Annotated in this window: 14 protein-coding genes; 6 read left to right on the top strand and 8 right to left on the bottom strand. The window is 67.5% G+C overall.

Annotation, left to right across the window (positions count from 1 at the left end):
- Nucleotides 1–229: 229 nt before the first annotated feature.
- On the bottom strand, nucleotides 230–1,900 hold the full coding sequence (gene leuA / locus AC6A67_RS04545; RefSeq protein ID WP_498035354.1) for a 2-isopropylmalate synthase: 1,671 nt from the start codon (nucleotides 1,898–1,900) through the stop codon (nucleotides 230–232).
- 774 nt (nucleotides 1,901–2,674) lie between these two features.
- On the opposite strand from leuA, the gene AC6A67_RS04540 reads away from it, so the two are divergent.
- Nucleotides 2,675–3,520, top strand: coding sequence for a MetQ/NlpA family ABC transporter substrate-binding protein (locus AC6A67_RS04540; protein WP_498035353.1), 846 nt, complete (start codon nucleotides 2,675–2,677; stop codon nucleotides 3,518–3,520).
- 287 nt (nucleotides 3,521–3,807) lie between these two features.
- On the top strand, nucleotides 3,808–4,275 hold the full coding sequence (locus AC6A67_RS04535) for a carboxymuconolactone decarboxylase family protein (RefSeq protein WP_498035352.1): 468 nt from the start codon (nucleotides 3,808–3,810) through the stop codon (nucleotides 4,273–4,275).
- A gap of 94 nt (nucleotides 4,276–4,369) precedes the next feature.
- On the opposite strand, the gene bluB is transcribed toward AC6A67_RS04535, so the two are convergent.
- The 4 genes from bluB to AC6A67_RS04515 form a co-directional block, all read right to left on the bottom strand.
- Nucleotides 4,370–5,089: a 5,6-dimethylbenzimidazole synthase gene (gene bluB, locus AC6A67_RS04530; protein WP_498035376.1), complete on the bottom strand. Its 720-nt coding sequence runs from the start codon at nucleotides 5,087–5,089 to the stop codon at nucleotides 4,370–4,372.
- A gap of 324 nt (nucleotides 5,090–5,413) precedes the next feature.
- Entirely contained in the window at nucleotides 5,414–7,567 is a 2,154-nt protein-coding gene (locus AC6A67_RS04525; RefSeq protein ID WP_498035375.1) for a MacB family efflux pump subunit, read from the bottom strand.
- Between the two features lie 92 nt (nucleotides 7,568–7,659).
- On the bottom strand, nucleotides 7,660–8,895 hold the full coding sequence (locus tag AC6A67_RS04520) for an efflux RND transporter periplasmic adaptor subunit (protein ID WP_498035351.1): 1,236 nt from the start codon (nucleotides 8,893–8,895) through the stop codon (nucleotides 7,660–7,662).
- Nucleotides 8,892–10,400, bottom strand: coding sequence for an efflux transporter outer membrane subunit (locus AC6A67_RS04515; RefSeq protein ID WP_498035350.1), 1,509 nt, complete (start codon nucleotides 10,398–10,400; stop codon nucleotides 8,892–8,894). Before AC6A67_RS04515 ends, AC6A67_RS04520 begins: the two co-directional genes overlap by 4 nt.
- A 798-nt stretch (nucleotides 10,401–11,198) precedes the next feature.
- On the opposite strand from AC6A67_RS04515, the gene AC6A67_RS04510 reads away from it, so the two are divergent.
- The 3 genes from AC6A67_RS04510 to AC6A67_RS04500 all read left to right on the top strand — a co-directional run bounded on the left by AC6A67_RS04510 (nucleotide 11,199) and on the right by AC6A67_RS04500 (nucleotide 13,955).
- Nucleotides 11,199–12,311, top strand: coding sequence for a methionine ABC transporter ATP-binding protein (locus AC6A67_RS04510; RefSeq protein ID WP_498035349.1), 1,113 nt, complete (start codon nucleotides 11,199–11,201; stop codon nucleotides 12,309–12,311).
- Nucleotides 12,301–12,966 carry a methionine ABC transporter permease gene (locus tag AC6A67_RS04505; RefSeq protein ID WP_498035348.1) on the top strand — a complete coding sequence of 222 codons (666 nt, stop codon included), beginning with the start codon at nucleotides 12,301–12,303 and terminating at the stop codon, nucleotides 12,964–12,966. The genes AC6A67_RS04510 and AC6A67_RS04505 overlap by 11 nt, the downstream gene beginning before the upstream one ends.
- Before the next feature lie 224 nt (nucleotides 12,967–13,190).
- Complete coding sequence (locus tag AC6A67_RS04500) at nucleotides 13,191–13,955, top strand: MetQ/NlpA family ABC transporter substrate-binding protein (protein ID WP_498035374.1); 765 nt, start codon at nucleotides 13,191–13,193, stop codon at nucleotides 13,953–13,955.
- 124 nt (nucleotides 13,956–14,079) lie between these two features.
- Here AC6A67_RS04500 and AC6A67_RS04495 read toward each other — a convergent pair whose 3' ends face one another.
- Both AC6A67_RS04495 and AC6A67_RS04490 read right to left on the bottom strand, forming a co-directional pair.
- Nucleotides 14,080–15,891 (bottom strand): ABC transporter ATP-binding protein, encoded by a 1,812-nt coding sequence (locus AC6A67_RS04495; protein WP_498035347.1) that lies wholly within the window; start codon nucleotides 15,889–15,891, stop codon nucleotides 14,080–14,082.
- 250 nt (nucleotides 15,892–16,141) lie between these two features.
- Nucleotides 16,142–16,537: a VOC family protein gene (locus AC6A67_RS04490; protein ID WP_498035373.1), complete on the bottom strand. Its 396-nt coding sequence runs from the start codon at nucleotides 16,535–16,537 to the stop codon at nucleotides 16,142–16,144.
- A 198-nt stretch (nucleotides 16,538–16,735) separates the two neighbouring features.
- Between AC6A67_RS04490 and AC6A67_RS04485 the strand changes: the two genes are divergently transcribed.
- Nucleotides 16,736–17,368, top strand: a complete 633-nt coding sequence (locus AC6A67_RS04485) for a TetR/AcrR family transcriptional regulator (RefSeq protein WP_498035346.1) — start codon at nucleotides 16,736–16,738, stop codon at nucleotides 17,366–17,368.
- 79 nt (nucleotides 17,369–17,447) lie between these two features.
- Here the strand turns inward: AC6A67_RS04485 and AC6A67_RS04480 are convergent, their stop codons facing one another.
- A complete protein-coding gene (locus tag AC6A67_RS04480; RefSeq protein WP_498035345.1) occupies nucleotides 17,448–18,896 on the bottom strand; it encodes an MFS transporter in 1,449 nt (482 codons plus the stop codon).
- Between the last annotated feature and the right edge of the window lies 1 nt (nucleotide 18,897).

The raw sequence follows: 18,897 nt of genomic DNA, 5'->3' as shown, positions 1-18,897 counted from the left end.
CCGCGGCCTGCTTTCAAATCCGTGTCCGCAAATCCCGGCTCGCGCTGTTGCGGCTACAGCCCTGTCGCCGGACGCCCGCAACGCCGGCCGGCCAAAACAAAACCGGCGCGAGACGCTCGCGCCGGTCATCATCCATACGGAACGGTCTGCCAGAGGCGGTCGCGCTCCTACCCGAATCCGATGAGCATGACTCATCGGATGCTGATCAGGCCCGTGCGGCGGCCTGACGTCACAGGCCGTTCAGCGCGCTGACCAGGGCCTTCAGCGAGGCGGAGGCCACGTCCGGGTCGACGCCGACGCCGAACACGCTGCGCCCGTCCTCGGTGCGGCATTCGATGTAAGCGGCGGCCTGGGCGTCGGCGCCGCGCCGCAGCGCGTGCTCGTCATAGTCCACCACTTCAATGCCGACGCCGAAGCGGGCGTTGATGGCGTCCACCGCGCCCGAGATCAGGCCATTGCCCTTGCCCGAGATCTGCACTTCCTCGCCATCGACGCGGATGCGGCCCGAGAAGGCGCGCTCGCCGCCAGCCCGGCGCACGCCGGCGTTTTCATATTCCACCAGCTCGTAACGCTGCGGCGCATTGAGGTGGTAGGCGTCCTGGAAGATCTCCCAGATGTCGGCGGAGGTCATCTCCAGGCCGGTCTCGTCGGCGCGGGCCTGCACGCGGCGGCTCATGTCGACCTGCAGGCGACGCGGCAGCTTCAGGCCGTGGTCCTGCTCGAGCACCCAGGCGACGCCGCCCTTGCCCGACTGGCTGTTGACGCGGATCACCGCCTCATAGCTGTCGCCGATGTCCGCCGGATCCAGCGCCAGGTAAGGCATCTCCCACACGCCGTCATTGCGCTTGGCGTGGGCGTCGAAGCCCTTCTTGATGGCGTCCTGGTGCGAGCCCGAGAAGGCGGTGAACACCAGTTCGCCCGCATAAGGATGGCGCGGGTGCACCGGCAGCTCGTTGCAATATTCGGCGGTGGCCACCACCTGGCGCATGTTCTCGAAGCGCAGCTGCGGATCGACGCCATGGGTGTACATGTTCATGGCCAGGGTGACCAGGTCGACGTTGCCGGTGCGCTCGCCATTGCCGAACAGGCAGCCCTCGACGCGATCCGCGCCAGCCAGCAGCGCCAGCTCGGCGGCGGCGACGCCGGTGCCGCGGTCATTGTGCGGATGCACCGAAATGATCACGCTGTCGCGGCGCGAGATGTTGCGGCAGAACCACTCGATCTGGTCGGCGTAAACATTCGGCAGCGCCACTTCCACCGTCGCCGGCAGGTTGAGGATCACCTTGTTGTCCGGGGTCGGCTGCAGCACGTCGAGCACGCGCTCGCAGATCTCCAGCGCGAACTCAGGCTCGCTCATGCTGAAGGTTTCCGGCGAATACTCAAAGGTCCAGCGGGTTTCAGGACGGCGGGCCGCCTCTTCCTTCATCTGGGTGACGCCAGCGATGGCCAGGTCGATGATCTGCTGCTTCTCCATACCGAACACCACGCGGCGGAACAGCGGCGCAATGGCGTTGTAGATATGGACGATGGCGCTGTGCGCGCCTTCCAGCGCCTCAAAGGTGCGGCTGATCAGATCGGCGCGCGACTGGGTCAGCACCTGGATGGTGACGTCCTCAGGGATCAGCTTCTCATCGATCAGCTTGCGGACGAAGTCGAAGTCAGTCTGCGAGGCCGAAGCGAAGCCGACCTCGATCTCCTTGAAGCCGATGTCGACCAGCATCTGGTAGAAGCGGGTCTTCTTCTCGACATTCATCGGATTGGCCAGCGACTGGTTGCCGTCGCGCAGATCGCTCGACAGCCAGCGCGGCGCCTTCTCGATGCGGCGCGACGGCCACTGGCGGTCGTTCAGCTGGATGCCAGGATTGTACGGCTGGTATTTGGTGTGCGGGTTGCTCAGCATGTCATCGGTCCAGAACGGCAGGCAGCGGGCGGGCGGTGAACGCAGGGCCTCGGCTGCAGATGGTGATGGTTGGGAATGTCTGGCTGCGGAGCCCCGCGCAAGGGGCCGTGCGCATCACGTGTCCGCGGTTACAGCCGCCGGGGCGCCTCAGACCCGACGACCGCCGATAAGTCGCGGGGGGCAGCGGGCGCCTCCCGAGGGGGCGGCGACGCGCGCGCAACAAGGCGCGATCAGCTGATCAGGGCCAATGCGGCGGATGAACGTGAAACTGTCGGAAATCATCTGGCGATCCCTGGGGCGCCGACCGGTCGGACCGTGCAGCGCTTCACCCCTTGTAACCGGCGGCCTGTGCTGGCCGCCTCGCGTCTACCTCAAGCAACGACAACCCCGCCTTCCTCAGAAGGACGGGCCGGAAAGTCGTAGGAGAGCGCGCAGGGTGTGGATCATGGTTTGAAACTCTCACAGCGCCTCCGATCCGTCAACACCGATACATGGGCGAGGCGTACGACGCCGCTGCGACGCTGACGCGATGGACGCGGCCCAGATCGTAGAAAAAAATTCCACGGAGCTACCCGTCCCAATCGCCGAATTTCTCCATACAGATCTGCGGCGAAAGCGTTTTTCAAACTGTTCGGCTGGCCTTGCCGGCGCGACGGGGGGCTTCCTATCGTTCTGCTCAGGGCGGGCCAGATCATGGGCTCGCCACGGATTTCAGCATGCCTCACCCGCGCCAGCCGGCGGCGGCCTGAGGTCAGACAGGATGGGTTCAGGGCCATGGTGGCGAAGGCAATTGCAATTCCGGCGACGCAGCGGGGCGTGTCGCGCAGGCTGGCGCTGTCGCTGGCGGCGGGCGTGGCGGCGCTGGGCGTCATCGGCCTCGGCGGCGGCGCGGCGCTCGCCGAGCAGAAGTCTCTCAAGGTCGGCGTCTCCGCCGGGCCCTATGGCGACATCCTCAAGCAGGCGGCGAAGCTGGTGGAGAAGGACGGCCTCAAGGTTGAGGTGGTGGAGTTCTCCGACTGGAACCTGCCCAACGCCGCCGTTGAATCGGGCGATATCGACTTCAACGCCTTCCAGCACCGGCCCTATCTGGCCAATCAGGTCAAGGCGCGCGGTTACAACATCGTGCCGCTGGAGGCGGCTATTGTCGTTCCGGCCGGCCTGTATTCCAGCCGACACAAGTCCGCGAAGGATCTGCCGGATGGCGCCAGCATCGCCATCCCCAACGATCCCTCCAACGGCGCCCGCGCCCTGTTCCTGATCCAGCAGGCTGGCCTGATCAAATTGCGCGATGGCGCGGACGCTGCGGCCACCATCAAGGACATCGCCGACAATCCGAAGAAACTGAAGTTCCGCGAAATCGACGCCGCCCAGCTGGCGCGGTCGCTGGATGACGTGGATATCGCCTGGGTGTCGAGCAATTACGCCCATCTCGCCGGCCTCGACCTGAAAACCGCCCTTGCCGCGGAGAAGGCCGATTCCGAATGGGCTCTGGTGTTCGCCGCCCGCGCCGACCGCAAGGATGACCCTGCGATCCGCAAATATATCGCCGCCTACCGTTCGGAACCGGTGCGCGCTTTCATCAATGAGCGGTTCAAGGGCTCGATCCTGCCGGCGTTCTGAGCCGCAGCGCCTGCGTCCTCGTGACCCTGCGCCCAAGTTCCCTGCGCCCCAGTCCCCCTGCGACCCACTTGGCCCTGCGTCCCTGGGGCAGCTGGACCAGAATTTGACCGGGAAAAGTGAGAAATTGCGCCCGGTCCGGTTCTGATTGACCGGCCCATGTTCTACAGCGGCGACGCCGCCGGACGCCGCGCCGGGTCCATCAGGCTTATGCGGGCGCCGGCATCAATGCGGGCACAGCAGGCGCGGGGCATGACCGGCGCCTGCCGCCATTTTGACAGGACCACACCATGAGCGACGCTTCCGCCAACACCCTGCCGAATGTTTTCGCCGCCGCGCCTGGCGTGCTGGAGGGGCTGCGCGCCATGGGCGCCGCCGTCGAAGGCAGCGGCATCGACCGTGGCCTGCTCGAGCTGGCCTTCGTCCGCGCCTCGCAGATCAATGGCTGCGCCTTCTGCGTTGGCCATCATGTGGTCGCGGCGCAGAAGCTTGAGGTATCGCAGCGCAAGCTGCTGCTGGTCGCCACCTGGCGCGACGCCAATGATTTCTCGGCGGCCGAGAAGGCGGTGCTCGCTTACGCCGAGACGGTGACGGAGATTTCCGGCCATGCGGCGGGCGTCGACGGCCCGCTGGCCCGCGCAGTCGCCGCGCAGATCGGCGAGCAGGGCCTGCGTCAGCTGGCTCTGGCGCTGGCCTATATCAATGCCTGGAACCGCATTGGCGCGGTATTCGGCTTCCAGCCGCCAGCCGGCTTCTGAGACAGGCGGCAAGCTGCGCGCCAGGGCTCATGGCGAGCCCGACGCGCCTGCCGACAATCGCCCATGCGGCAGGCGGGGCAATCGCCGCCTGCCGTCAGAGCTTCACCGGCGCGGCGTCGCGCAGCGCCGGCGCCAGGTCCTCGGCGGCCACGCCCCAGGCGCCGTCGAACACCAGGGTCTCCAGCGGCAGACGCCTGCCCCAGCGCCGCGCCTCCAGCTCGGGCGAGGTGAACATCTCGTCGACATAGCCGATGCACAGCCAGGCCATCACCACGATGTCTTTGGGAATGCCCAGAACCGGCTTCAGCTCCTCGGTGTCGAAAATGCTGACCCAACCGACGCCGAGCCCCTCCGCCCGCGCCGCCAGCCACAGGTTCTGGATGGCGCAGGCGACGCTGTAGAGGTCGACATCCGGCTGATGGGTGCGGCCCAGCACCACCTTGCCGCCACGCGAGCGGTCGCAGGTGACGCAGACGCCGAGCGGCGCGGTGAGAATGCCCTCCAGCTTCAGCGAGCGATACAGCGCCTGGCGTGGGCCATCGAACATGTTGGCGGCTTCGGCGTTGGCGCGGCTGAACAGCTCATGCACCTCACGCCGTTTGGCCGCGTCCCGCACCACGACGAAGTTCCACGGCTGCGACAGGCCGACCGACGGCGCGCAATGGGCGGCGGTCAGGATCCGCGCCAGCACGTCATCGGGCACCGGGCGCGGCGCAAATTCATTGCGCACGTCGCGGCGACCGAGAATGCCGCGCCACAAGGCGTCGCGATCGGCGTCGCTGAATGGCCCGGCCGGCGCCCGCAGCGCCGCCATGCGCGCTTCATCGACAGGCGCGGCGGCGTCGGGGAGAGGTTCGTCGGACATGTTTGCTCCGCTGCTTGCCGCTTGCATTTGTCGCCGGGCGTGGCCCTGGCCTCTTGCGGCGCGCCCATTGGTTTTGCCGGGTCGCGTCACCGATCAAACACGCGCGCGCCGCAAATGGCGCCGGCCATGGCGCCGCAGTGTAACCCATGAGCGCGGCCACAAGGCCTGCGTCATACCAGAACCCGATGAGCATGACAGAACGGGTTCTGGTCAAGCCCGTGCGGCGTCTGAGCATGTCAGGATGCGGAGCGTCAGCATCGTCGCATCCTGGCGTCAGGCCTGGGCCAGCGCCGTCACCGGATTGAGCCGCGAGGCGTTGCGGGCCGGCAACCAGCCGAACACGATGCCGATGATGGATGACACCGCGACGGCGGCGATGATCGAATTGGTCGAATAAATCAGCCGGAAATCGGTGCTGAAGCGGCTGAAGATCTCGCCGAAGCCGAGGGCGAGGGCGATGCCGAGCACCCCGCCGATCAGGCACACCAGCACCGCCTCGATCAGGAACTGCTGCAGGATATCGCTCTGCCGCGCCCCCACCGCCATGCGCACGCCGATCTCCGATACGCGCTCCGACACCGACACCAGCATGATGTTCATGACGCCAATGCCGCCGACAATCAGCGAGATCACCGCAATGGCGGCGATCAGCAGCGTCAGCGTCTGGGTGGCGGCGGTGATGGTCTGGCGAATGTCATCGGTGTTGATGATAAAGAAATCCTGCTGGCCGTGGCGGCGCTCCAGGAAGCGGGTCACGGCCTTTTCCGCCAGATCCATCGGAATGTCGTCGCGCACCCGCACGGTGATCGACCGCAGCGAACTGCCGCCGACAATGCGCGCCTGCACGGTGGTGTAGGGCACAAAGATCGACGGGTTCTGCGACGAGCCAAAGCCGCCCTGCTGGCGACCGACCACGCCGACGACGCGCAGCGGCGTCTTGCCGGCGATGATCACCTGGCCCACCGGGCTGCCCGGAAACTTGTCGAACAAAGCCCGCCGGGTGTTCTCGTCGATCACCGCATCCTGGGCGTAGGTCTGCACGGCGCGACGGTCAAACAGCGCGCCTTCCACCAGTTTCACGCCCTTGGCGGCGAAATATTGCTCGCTGACGCCATTGATCAGCGCGCTGGCCTCGGCGGCGGCGAAGCGGGTGTTCTGCGACGTCGACACCGTCGGGGTGACGGCGGCGACATAGTTCTGGCGCGCCAGCTGTTCGGCGTCGTCGACCACCAGCGTCGTGACCTTGCCCGAGCGGGTGTCGCCAAAGCTGCGGCCGGCGAACACTTCCAGCGTGTTGGTGCCAAGCCCGGAAATGTCAGACAGCACCTTCTGCCGCGAGCCCTCGCCCAGCGCCACCACGCACACCACCGAGGCGATGCCGATGATGATGCCGAGCATGGTGAGAAAGGCGCGCAGCCGGTGCGCGGCCATGGCCAGCACCGCCATGCGAAAGGCCTCGCCCAGCCGGCTCAGGGCGGCGCGCAGCGGCGACATCACCGGCGCGCTCGCGAATGAATCGGCGGCGACCTCTGGCGTCTGTTCCAGCGGCGTTCCGGCCAGGTTCTGCCGATCCCGGTCAACCGGGACCAACTGCGGCGCATCCACCCCTGGCCCACTGACTGGTCCAGGGGCAGGCGAAGCGCCGGCCATAGCGTCCTGAGCCGGCTCGCGCCCCGGCGTATTGGGGCGATCGGAGATGATGATGCCGTCGCTGATCTCGATAATACGTTCGGCCCGCCGCGCCACGCCCATGTCGTGGGTGACGATGATGATGGTCTTGCCGCCCGCGTGCAGCTCGTCGAGAATCCGCAGCACTTCCTGGCCGCTGTGACTGTCGAGGGCGCCCGTGGGCTCGTCGGCGAGAATGACCTCGCCGCCATTCATCAGGGCGCGGGCGATGGAGACGCGCTGCTGCTGGCCGCCCGACAGCTGGCCCGGCCGGTGGCCGAGACGGTCGCCCATGCCGAGCCGCTGCAGCAGGCTGGCGGCGCGGGCGCTGCGCGCCGCCGGAGGGCGACCGGCGTAGATCGCCGGCACCTCAACATTGCCGGCGGCCGACAGCTCCGGCAGCAGATTGTAGCGCTGGAAGATAAAGCCGAAATGCTCGCGCCGCAGCTGCGCCAGTTCATCAGGCGACAGGGCGGCGGTCTCGCGGCCAGAAATCCGGTAGCTGCCCGAGCTTGGGGTGTCGAGGCAGCCGAGAATGTTCATCAGCGTCGATTTGCCGGAGCCCGAGGCGCCGACAATCGCCACCATCTCACCGGCGTAAATGCTGAGATCGACGTCCTTCAGCACCGCCAGCACGCCGTCGCCCGACGGATATTCCCGTCGCAGCCTGGTCAGGGTGATGAGCGGCTGGCCCTTCGAGGTCGCGCGGTCGCCCCCGGCTTGCACGCCGGACGTCGGCGCATCGCCTGTGGCGGGCATAGCGTCACGGGCCACGCGGGGCATGTCTCGGGACATGTCTTGGGGCATGTCTTGGGGCATGTCTGGGGGCATGTCCGGGGACGAGGCCACGGTCAGAGCCTCATGGACGGGCCGCGACGGCCGCTGCCTGGGCCGCGGGCGCCGCCGGGCCGGTCGCCGTCGACATTGTCGCCGGTGATGACCTGCTCGCCTTCGCTCAGCCCCTCCAGCACCTGGGCGGCGACCTTGTCGTTGAGACCAATTTTGACGCGGCGCCGTTCGACCGCGCCATTCTTGCCCAGCACCCGCACCATATAGCCGCGATCGGGCGAGCCGGGGCCGAGGGCCGAGGACGGAATGGTCAGCGCGTCCCTGGCCTGGCCGAGGATGATATGCGCATTGGCGGTCATATAGGTGCGCAGCCGCCCATCCGGATTGGGCACATTAAACACGCCATTGTAATACACCGCCGAGGCGGCGGTCGTGCCGGAGGAGGCGCCGGAGGTCGACACCAACTGGTCGGTGCGGATCGATTCCGGCGCCGGATCGATCGACTCCAGCGTCGCCATCTGCCGTCGGTCCGGCTCGCCGATGATCGAGAAGCGCACCTTCTGGCCCGGCTTGACCTTCACCACATCGGCTTCGGAGATCTGGGTGTTCACCGTCATGCGGTCGAGCTGGCCCAGGATGACGATGGTCGGGGCCGATTGCATGGCGCTGACGGTCTGGCCCTCCTGGGTGACGACGGCCAGCACCGTGCCATCGATCGGCGCGACGATGCGGGTGTAATTCAGGTTGGCGCGCGCGTCCTCGACCGCCACCTCACCTGAACGGATCTGCGCGTCCAGCGCCGCGATCTGGGCCCTGGTGGTGGCGACATCGGCCACCGCCTTGTCGTAATCGATGCGGGCGATGGCGTTGCGCGCCACCATCGCCTCCTGCCGCGACAGGCTCTGTTCGAACAGCTTCAGGCTGGCGAGCTTCTCGTCGCGCTGGGCGCGCAGCCGGGCCAGCTCCGCCTCGGCGGTGCGCAGCTTGTTCTCCTGGGTGATGGAATCCATCTGGGCGATCAGGTCGCCCTTTTTCACCACATCGCCGACCTTGTTGCGCACCGAGATCACCCGGCCGCTAACCTGGGCGCCGACAGCCACCAGCCTGGCGGGCTTCAGCGTGCCGGTGGCCAGCACGGTTTCCTCGACATCGCTGCGCGAAACGGGCGCGGTGATGTATTGCGGCCGCTCCGGCGTGGCGGCGGAACTCCATTTCCAGTAGCCGGCGGCGGCGAGCACGGCGATGCCGGCGAGCGCGATCAGGCGAAAGCGGCGTCCCTTGCCAGGAGTGGGGGTCATGGGCGCAGTCCGCTCGCGTTGATGAAATGGGGGCCGGTGTTGCGATCGGTGATGACGGGCCGCGAGGCGTCGACCACGCCGTTCCAGCCGCCGCCGAGGGCCTTGTTCAGGCGCACCCACGCAATGGCGCGGGTGATGCGGCTGTCGACCAGGGCGCTGTCAGCCGAATAGGCCGAACGCTCGGCGGTCAGCACGTCGAGGAAGCTGACATTGCCGGAGCGGTAAAGGTCGCGCGACAGCCGCATCGCTTCATTGAAATTGCGCGAGGCGACGCCGAGCTTGGCGATGCGCACGCCCTCCTGATTGAGGGTGACAAGGGCGTTCTCCACCTCTTCCAGCGCCGCCAGCACCGCGGCGTTCCACGCCAGAAACTGCTGGTCGCGCTGCGCTTCGGAGGCCTGCACGGCGGCGCGCAACTTGCCGGCGTTGAAGATCGGCACGCTCAGCGAAGGGCCAAACGCCCAGCTGATCGACGAGCTGCGCCCGAGATCGCCGAGGCGCGCCGCCGCCGTCGAGATGTCGCCGGTGAGGCTGATCGACGGATAAAGCGCCGCGGTGGCCTGGCCGATGCGGGCGGTGGCCTGGGCGTAAGCGCGCTCGGCCAGGCGCACGTCCGGGCGATTGAGCAGCACATCGGCGGGAATGCCGACGCGCACCCGCCAGGCGGGGTTAGGAATGGGGCCCGTGCGGGCCATTACGCCCGCCAGCGCCGAAGGCGGCTGGCCGGTCAGCACCGACAGCCGGTGCACGGCCTGGGCAAAGCCGGTTTCGAGGGCGGGAATGGCGGCCTCGGTATTGGCGGCCTGGCCCGCGGCATTGGCGACGTCGAGCGCGCTGGCGCCGCCGGCGGCGAGGCGGGTGCGGGTCAGCGCCTCGGTCTCGCGCTGGGATTTCGCGGTGCGCCGGGCCAGATCAATGCGCGCCTGGAAGCCGCGCGCCTCGATGTAATTGCTGGCGACGTCGCCAATCAGCGCCAGCAACGTATGGCGCAAATCTTCGCCAGCGGCGTCGAGCCCATAGGAAGCGGCCTCGACGGCGCGCTTGTTGGCGCCGAACAGATCGACTTCCCAGCTGGCGGTGACGCCGCCATTGACGCGATTGACCGGGCGGAAATCGCCGCTCTGGCTCCGGCTGGCGGCGCCAGAGCCATTGGCCTCGGGAAACAGTGCGCCGACCGCCTGGTCATAGCTGGCGCGCGCTTCACGCACCCGCGCCTTGGCGGTGGCGACGTCGAGATTGCCGGCGACGGCGCCGTCCACCAGCCGGTTGAGCGTCGGGTCGCCCAGCCGTGTCCACCAATGCGCCAGCTCGGTGGGTCTTGCGGCGGCGGCCGCGCCGGTCCCGCTCCAGGCCTTCGGCAGGCTGATGGAGGGCGATTGATAGTCAGGTCCCACAGCGCAGCCAGCGAGGCAGGCCGCGCCAACAGCCGCCGCGACGCCCAGCAACCGCCGTCGCATCGTCGTGGCGCGCGGCGCTGTCAGCGGGTAACGGGGCGCAATAACCATACCTATCCTTGCGCGCCGCAACCGTCCGGGCGGCGCTGCGGCGATAAATCTCGGCATCCGGCGCCGGCCTTGGCGCCACGCTGTGACTGGAGCGCGACACATGCGCCGCCGGTGGGCAGAGTGCAGCGCCAGCGTTGCGGCGCAATCCCCATCGAGGACATCGCCACCGCTCGCGCCGCGACGTGGCGTCGCGTGGCGCGCCTGCACAAGGCGGCCACCGTAGAATCATTCGCGATGTGATTAGTATCTGCCACGATTGCCCGCTAGAAAAATCTGCGCCGCGTTCGAGGCAGGCGGATGAGGTCGCCGCGGCGTCCGCCGCCCTCAGGATATGCCAATCAACGCTGCGAGCGCTGTCCGGCCTCGTCGGCGACGCTTGCAAACATGGGCGACGTCGCTCTGATCTGACCTTGCGGAAGCTGGAGCGTGACAGTTTCTGTCGTGCGGGTCCGTCCCGGCAGTGGGATTTTCCAAACCGGCCTGAATCATAAAAATACATTCTGTAGCGTGATTATTGACAAATAACATTATTATGTGAGTATTTAAGCGGGCGCGTCAGCGAACGCCGCCGCCTCACGCGCCGGGAGAGCAGGTCTTCCGGCTGCAGGCGAGAACAGCACGGGAGTGGGCGACCACCAGCCTGGCGCACATCGGTGCGCCGTTGGGAGGGAAAGGCGTCACGGCTTCGTCGCCGTCCGACAATGCGTCCACGGACGCGCGTCGACGCCTGCGCCATCGTTGTTTTCACCGTCGCCTGGCGGACATGGCGCTCGTCGCGCGCGCCACATGAGGAACCTGATGAACATGCAGTCGCAAGCCGCCTTTGTGGGCTCGACGCCAGTGGCTGACCCGCCGGCCACGCCTGGTGCGCTGGTGCGCCTTGCCGGCGTGCGCAAGGTCTATCCGCCGCGCGCAGGCGGCGACGCCTTTGTGGCGCTCGAGCATATTGACCTTGCGGTGCCGCGCGGCTCGGTGCTGGGCGTCATTGGTCGCAGCGGCGCCGGCAAGTCGACGCTGATCCGTCTGGTCAACGGGCTGGAGAAAGCCACTTCCGGTCAGGTGCTGGTCGACGGCGCCGACGTCACCGCCATGGAGGGGGCGGCGCTGCGCCAGGTGCGCCGGTCCATTGGCATGGTGTTCCAGCACTTTAACCTGCTGTCGTCGCGCACGGCCTTCGACAATGTGGCGCTGCCGCTCGAGATCGCCGGCGTGCCACGGGCCGAGATCCGCAAACAGGTGGAGCCGCTGCTCGAACTGGTCGGCCTCGCCGACAAGCGCGATCGCTATCCGGCGGAGCTGTCGGGCGGTCAGAAGCAGCGCGTCGGCATCGCCCGGGCGCTGGCCACCCGTCCCAAGGTGCTGTTGTCGGACGAGGCCACCTCGGCGCTCGATCCCGAGACCACCCAGTCGATCCTCGACCTGCTCGGCTCGATCAACGCAGAACTTGGCCTGACCATCCTGCTGATCACCCATGAGATGTCGGTGGTGGCGCGCATCGCCCGTCAGGTGGCGGTGCTCGATGCTGGCCGCATCGTCGAGCAGGGCGACGTCTATGACGTCTTCACCCGCCCCCAGCACGCCACCACCAAATCCTTCCTCGCCGACGCCTCAGGCCGCACCCTGCCGGGCTGGCTGTCAAAGCGGCTGACGTCAGAACCGGCTCCCGGTGATCAGGCGGTGATGCGCGTGGTGTTCCGCGGCCCGATCGCCACCGACGCGCTGGTGTCTGGCCTCGCGCGGGCGCACGGGCTGGACGTCAATATTCTCTCAGGCGCCGTTGATGAGGTCGCTGGCCGTCCATTCGGGACGCTGGTGCTCGGCGTGCCAGGCGGCGCCCAGCCGCTGGCCCAGGCGCTGCAATGGTTCACCAGCCATGGGCTGGACGTGGAGGTTCTTGGTCATGTCGGCTGATATCGCCTGGCTTATTCTTGAGGCCACGCTCGACACCATCTGGATGGTCGCGGTCGCCATGGTGATCGCCACCGCCATCGGCGTGCCGCTCGGGGTGTTCCTCGCCACCAGCGGCAAGGGCGAGCTCTACGCCGCGCCCCTGGCCAACCGCGTCATCGGCCTCATTGTCAACGCCGCCCGTTCGACCCCCTTCATCATTCTGGTGGTGGCGATCATCCCGTTCACGCGCCTTGTCGTCGGCACCTCGATCGGCACCAAAGCGGCGATCGTGCCATTGACCATCGCAGCCACGCCCTTCATCGCCCGCCTGATCGAAACCGCGATCCGCGAGGTCGATCAGGGGCTGGTGGAAGCGGCCCGCGCCATGGGCGCGACGCCGCTGCAGATCGTGCGCAAGGTGCTGCTGCCCGAGGCTGTTCCCGCAATCGTGCTGTCGCTCACCCTCGCGGTGGTGTCGATGATCGGCTATTCGGCCATGGTTGGCGCTGTCGGCGGCGGTGGTCTTGGCGATCTCGGCATCCGTTACGGCTACCAGCGCTTTATGCCAGATGTGATGCTGGCGGTGGTGGTTGTGCTGATCGTGTTGGTGCAGGGGGTGCAGAGCATCGGCGATCATCTCGCCCGCCGCCTCAACCGGCGCATCCGCCAGGCCTGAACGGCAGGCCTGAAAGCCAGGCCTTGGGGCAGGCCTTTGGGGGAGACCTTTGGGGCAGGCGCCATGCGCCTGTCGCCGCGCCCGCCCTGACCCATCAAACCGCGACGTCGGGGGGCGTCCGGCCACCGGAGTAGATGACCAATATGCATGCCCCCAATCCATCGCGCTGGCTGAACCGGCGCAAGCTGCTGGCGCTGGCCGCCGGCGTCGCCGGTCTCGGCGGCATGATCGCCACAACCCCCGCCTTGCAGGCGGCGGCGGAGGCGCCTGCAAAGCTGCGCGTCGGCGTCGTGCCTGGACCCGATGTGGAGATCTGGGAGCAGGTGAAGAAGGCTGCGGCGGGCCAGGGCCTGACCATCGAGCTGGTGCAGTTTTCCGATTACATTATCCCGAACCAGGCCCTGGCGGATGGCGACATCGAAGCCAACGCCTTCCAGCACGAGCCCTATCTGCGCAACCAGATCGCCAGCCACAAGGGCTGGAAGCTGGTGAAGGCGGGCGAGACCATCACCTCACCCATGGGCGTCTATTCCAGCCGCCACAAGAGCCTCGACGCCGTGCCGCAGGGCGGGCTGGTCGCCGTGCCCAATGATCCGACCAATGGCGGCCGGGCGCTGAAGCTGCTCGCCGACCGCGGCGTGCTGAAGCTCAAGGATGGCCTCACCGTCGCCGCCACCGTGCGAGACGTTGTCGACAATCCGAAAAAGCTGAAGCTGATGGAGCTCGACGCCGCCCAGATCGCCCGCAGCCTGCCAGATGTCGACCTCGCGGTGATCAACAGCAATTACGCCGTTGAGGCGGGCCTCGATCCGCAGAACGGCACGCTGACGCGCGAAGACGTCAATGGCCCATGGGTCAATATTATCGCCGTCCGTGAAGCCGACGCCGACAAGCCCTGGGTCAAGGCGCTGGTCAGCGCCTATCAGAGCCCGGCGACGCGCGATTTCATCCTGCAGCGTTACAAGGGCTTCTATATCCCGGCGTTCTGAGCCAGGACGGCCGCCTGACGCGCGAGCCGCGACAGGCGCGGCAGGCGCGTCAGCCGCGTCAGGCGCGGCATGGCGCACACGGGCGTCCAGACGACAGCGCCAGCTGCGCGCCCCCGGCCATCGATCAGGCTTCGCCGCCGATATCATCGTCGCGCGCGCCATCTGCTGCGACGTCGCCGCTCTGGCGCTCGAACAGCCGGCGATAGACGCCGTCAGGGCGGGCGATGAGCTCGTCATGCCGGCCCTGCTCGATAATCCGGCCATGATCGAACACCAGGATCCGGTCCATCTCGCGCACCGTCGACAGGCGGTGGGCGATGACCAGCGCCGTGCGCCCCTGCATCAGCCGCGTCATCGCCTGCTGGATCAGGGCTTCTGACTCGGAATCGAGGCTCGACGTCGCCTCGTCGAGGATCAGAATCGGCGCATCGGCCAGAAACGCCCGGGCGATGGCCACCCGCTGGCGCTCACCGCCCGACAGTTTGACGCCGCGCTCGCCCACGAGAGTGGCGTAACCGCGCGGCAGCCGCGCGATGAAGCCATCGGCGTTGGCCAGCCGCGCCGCCTCGGCGATGGCGGCCATGGAGGCGCCGGGCAGGCCATAGGCGATATTGTCGGCGATGCTGCGGTGAAACAGGATTGGCTCCTGCTGCACGATGGCGATGCGGCTGCGCAGCGAGCGCTGCGTCACCTCCGCCACATTCTGCCCGTCGATCAGAATCTGGCCGCCAGTGACGTCGTAGAGCCTCTGGATCAGCTTGACGAAGGTGGATTTGCCCGAGCCGGAGCGGCCAACGAGGCCAATGCGTTCCCCTGGCCGGATGGTCACGTTCAGGTCGGCGTAGAGCGGCGTGGTGTGGTCGGCGTAGCGGAAATCCACATGCTCGACGCGAATCTCGCCAGCGCTGACTTTGAGCTCCGGCGCGCCAGGGCGGTCCTTCACCTCCGGCTCGACATCGTGCAATTGCACCAACTCTTCCATCTCGTTCACGGCGCGCTGGAAATGGTTCACATGCTGGCCGATGTCGGCGAGATAGCCGTTGAGCAGGAAATAAGTGGTGAGCACATAAGTGACGTCGCCGGCGGTGGCGCGGCCCTGCCACCACATCCATAGGGCGCCGCCAGTGACTGTGGCGCGCAGCAGCCACAACATGGCCATCTGGCCAGAGCCGATCCAGGTGAAGCGCATCCAGGTGCGCGACGTGCGGCGCCGCCATTTGCCGACGATGTGGGCGAGGCGGGCGTCCTCGCGATGCTCGGCGCCGAACGCCTTGACCACGGCGTTGGCGCCGATGGCGTCAGCCATCACGCCGCCCATCCGGGTGTCCCAGGCGTTGGACAGGCGCGCCGCCGGGGCGATCACCCGCACGGCGAACAGCATGGTGACCGCGATGTACAACGCTGCGCCAACGCCCATCATCGCCCCTACCAGCGGCCAACGCCAGGTGAACAGCGCCACCGCGCCCGCCAGCACCACCACCGAGGGCAACAAAAACATCAGCAGCACGTCATTGAGCGAATCCAGCGCCCAGACGCCCCGGGTGATCTTGCGCACCACCGAGCCAGAAAAGGCGTTGGCGTGCCAGCTGGAGGAAAAGCGCTGGATGCGGGCGAAGCTCTCCTCGCTGACGTCGCGCATCATGCGTAAGGTGAAGGGCACGATGCCCCACCACGCCAGATGCCGCAGGACCACCGTGGCGAGGCCGAGGGCGGTGATGGCGGCGAAGGCGGTGATGGCCTGGTCGGCCGCAGGGCGTCCCTGGCCCAGCGCATCAATCAGCCGGCCAGCGAACCAGGGCGCGAACAGCTCGGCGATGGTGGCGAGGCAGACGCTGGCGCCAATGCCCAGCGTCAGCCAACCCTGGCGACCCCAATGGCCGAAGGTGAACGCCAGCACGCTGCGCACGGCGGTATTGCTGGGTCCCTGACTGGCCATGCTGCTCCCACGCTTGCGCATTGTGGCGCGACAGCCCTCGCGTCGCACTTGCTCGCCCCGATGCGGTCCTGACAAAAAACGCCCCGACATCGCCGCGGAGCCATGCCCGGTTTGCGCCTTCGTCCGATTCCCGTAGCGTGCTGGTCAGTCTGACAATAGCCCAGGATTGGAGGAAGGCGAGCGACGACCGGCAGTCACAAGGCCGTCAGTCCAGCCTGATGAGGCCGCCGCCGGCAGCGCCACAACCGCTTCAGCCGTGGTGCTGATCCGCGACATAGCCAGCCGCAAACTCGGCGCTGGGGGCGATAGGCGTGATCACATCAAGCAGCACCCCATCCGGGGCGGCGACGATAAAGTGTCGCTGGCCGAACGCCTCATCGCGCAGGGGCTGGACGATCTGCGCCCCGGCATCGCTGAAGCTGCCGTAGACGGCGTCGACATCGGCGACCTCCATATTGAGCAGCAGGCCCATGCTGCGGCCACGGCCACATTCCGGGATGCTGTCATGCGACCCATCCATCACGGCCAGATTGATTGTGGCGTCGTCGCCATGCTGCAGATGGACATACCAGTCCGAAACGAACAGCGGCTTCATGGCCAGATGCCGCTGGTAGAAGGCGGCGGTCGCGGCGACGTCGGCGGTCATCAGCACCGGGTAAAAGCTGGTGATGCGGGCCGGGCCGTCACGAAGCGGGGCGCTGGCCTCGGCATTTTCAGGCGTAGTTGCGCGGGTTTCGGCGTCAGTGTGGGATATCATGCTGGACATGGCGCAAAGCCTCGTATTGCTCGTTGCACGGAGATCATCATAAACATACAATCTGCATGTATGTAAATGGAGCACGTCATGCGCCGCAGCAACCAGCAGCGATCCGAGGATATGCAGGCGAACCTGATCGCCGCAGCACGCAGCGTGTTTGTGGCCTCTGGCTATGCCGGAGCGGCCACGCCAGCCATCGTCGCCACGGCAGGCGTGACGCGCGGCGCCCTGTATCACCATTTCCCCGACAAACGCGCGCTGTTCGAGGCGGTGGTGCGGGCCGAGGCGCGTGACGTTGCGACAGCCATCAATGTGGCGACGGTTGATATCAGTGATCCGCTGGAGGCCCTGCGCCAGGGTGGTCACGCCTTTCTGGCGGCCATGACTGCGCCAGGGCGGGCGCGGCTGCTGCTGGTCGAGGCGCCAGCGGCGCTCGGGGTCGACGCCATGGCGGCCATCGATCATGAATATGGCGGGGCGACATTGGCCACCGGCCTTGCCGCGGCCATGGCCGCCGGGCGCATGGCCGGGGGGCCGGTCAATGAGCTGGCGGCCTTGCTCTCCGCGGCTTACGACCGGGCCGCATTGGCTGTGGCGCATGGCGACGATCCGGCGCCCTGGCGCGCCGCCATCGACCGGCTGCTGGCCGGGCTGGCGGGGCAGGGCGCATCCCTGCCCGCTGAGGCGATCGCGCCTTATACCGGGATGCGAAAATGCTGACGCATCCGCATCCTGAAATGCTCAGGCGCCGCACGGGCTTAGCCAGAACCCGATGATTAACGCTCATCGGGTTCTGGTATTAAGGGCGCCGCAGTGCCGCCCGCACGCTGGCAAGGCAGATCAGTGGGGCGAGGGCGAAGCTGACGAACAGCCACAGCGCCGCCGCCGAGACGCCCGCCACGCCGCCAGGATTGGTAAGCCCGGCGAGATTGACCACCATGCCGGCCAGCGCCGCGCCTGAGGCGGTGGCGAACAATTGCACCGTGGTCAGTGAGGCGGAGGCCACGGCGTCCTCGCCCTCAGGCGCCAGTTGCAGCACCCGCGTCAGCAGATGGGGCCAGGCAAGGCCGACGCCGAGGCCGACCATCACCAGCGCCACGGTGATCGGCAGCAGCGACAGCCACGAACCCGAGCCGCCAGGCGGCATGAGGATGGCCAGCGCCGCCATGCCGACGAGGCCCGGCAATGGCGCCAGCTGCAGCTGACGGCGCAGGCGGTTGCCTGTGGCTCCCGAGCCGGTGATCGAGCCGATGGTCCAGCCGGCGCTCATCGAGGCCGCCAGATAGCCGGCGACCAGCGGCGTCTGGTGATGCAGCTCCTGCAAGAACAGCGGCACGAAAATCTCGCTGCTGGTCACCATGATGCTGAGCAGCATCATCGACAGATAAACCGCGCCCAGCGCTCCGCCACGGTTAAAGGAACCCGTGGGCAGCAGCCGCCGGTCCGAGCGACGCTCGACCAGCGCCATCATGGAGACCAGCGCCGCCGCCGCCGCTACCCCGGCTGCGTTCCAGGCGGCTGAGGGCATGACGCTGCCCGCCGAAATCGCCATCACCGCCGCCGTGAGCAACAATATTTGCAGGACTGGCGCGCGGCCGGTGTCGCTGGCCTGCTGGCGGGCGACGCGCGCATCGTCCGAGGGCGGCAGAACACTGACCGCCATGGCGGCGAACAGGATCGCCGCCGGCCCCAGCGACCAGAACGAGGCGCGCCACAGGCCGAACTCGGCGAACATGCCGCCCACCGCCGGGCCGATGAGCGTGGCGATGCCCCACATGCCGGAGATCAGCGCGATGCCGCGCGGCCACAGCGCCTCATCCAGCACCAGCCGCACCATGGCGTAGGACAGGGCCAGCAGAAAACCGCCGCCAAAGCCCTGCACCACCCGCCCGGCCAGCATGAATGGCATCGTCGGGGCAAAGCCGCAGGCGATGGAGCCAATGGCGAAGATCACCGCGCTGGTGAAATAGGCGCCGCGCGGCCCCAGCCGGCGCAACAGGGTTGGCGAGGCGGTGGAGGCCAGGATCGACGCGATGATGAACAGCGAGGTGTTCCACGCGTAAAAATCGATGCCGCCGATATCCGCCACCACCGAGGGCAGAATAGTTGTGGCGATATAGACATTGACCGCATGCAGGGCCGTGCCGCCGGCCAGCGCCAGCGCCAGCACGCCATTGCGGCCCCCGAGCAAATCACCCCAGCTGGCGGCGCCACTGCCTTGCGCGCGCGTCGTCTCGCCAGGCGTCATG

The organism is Camelimonas sp. FR25 (genome assembly GCF_059740505.1).
Note: the sequence above shows the minus strand (reverse complement) of the source record. Positions and strands in the feature narration are given on the sequence as shown.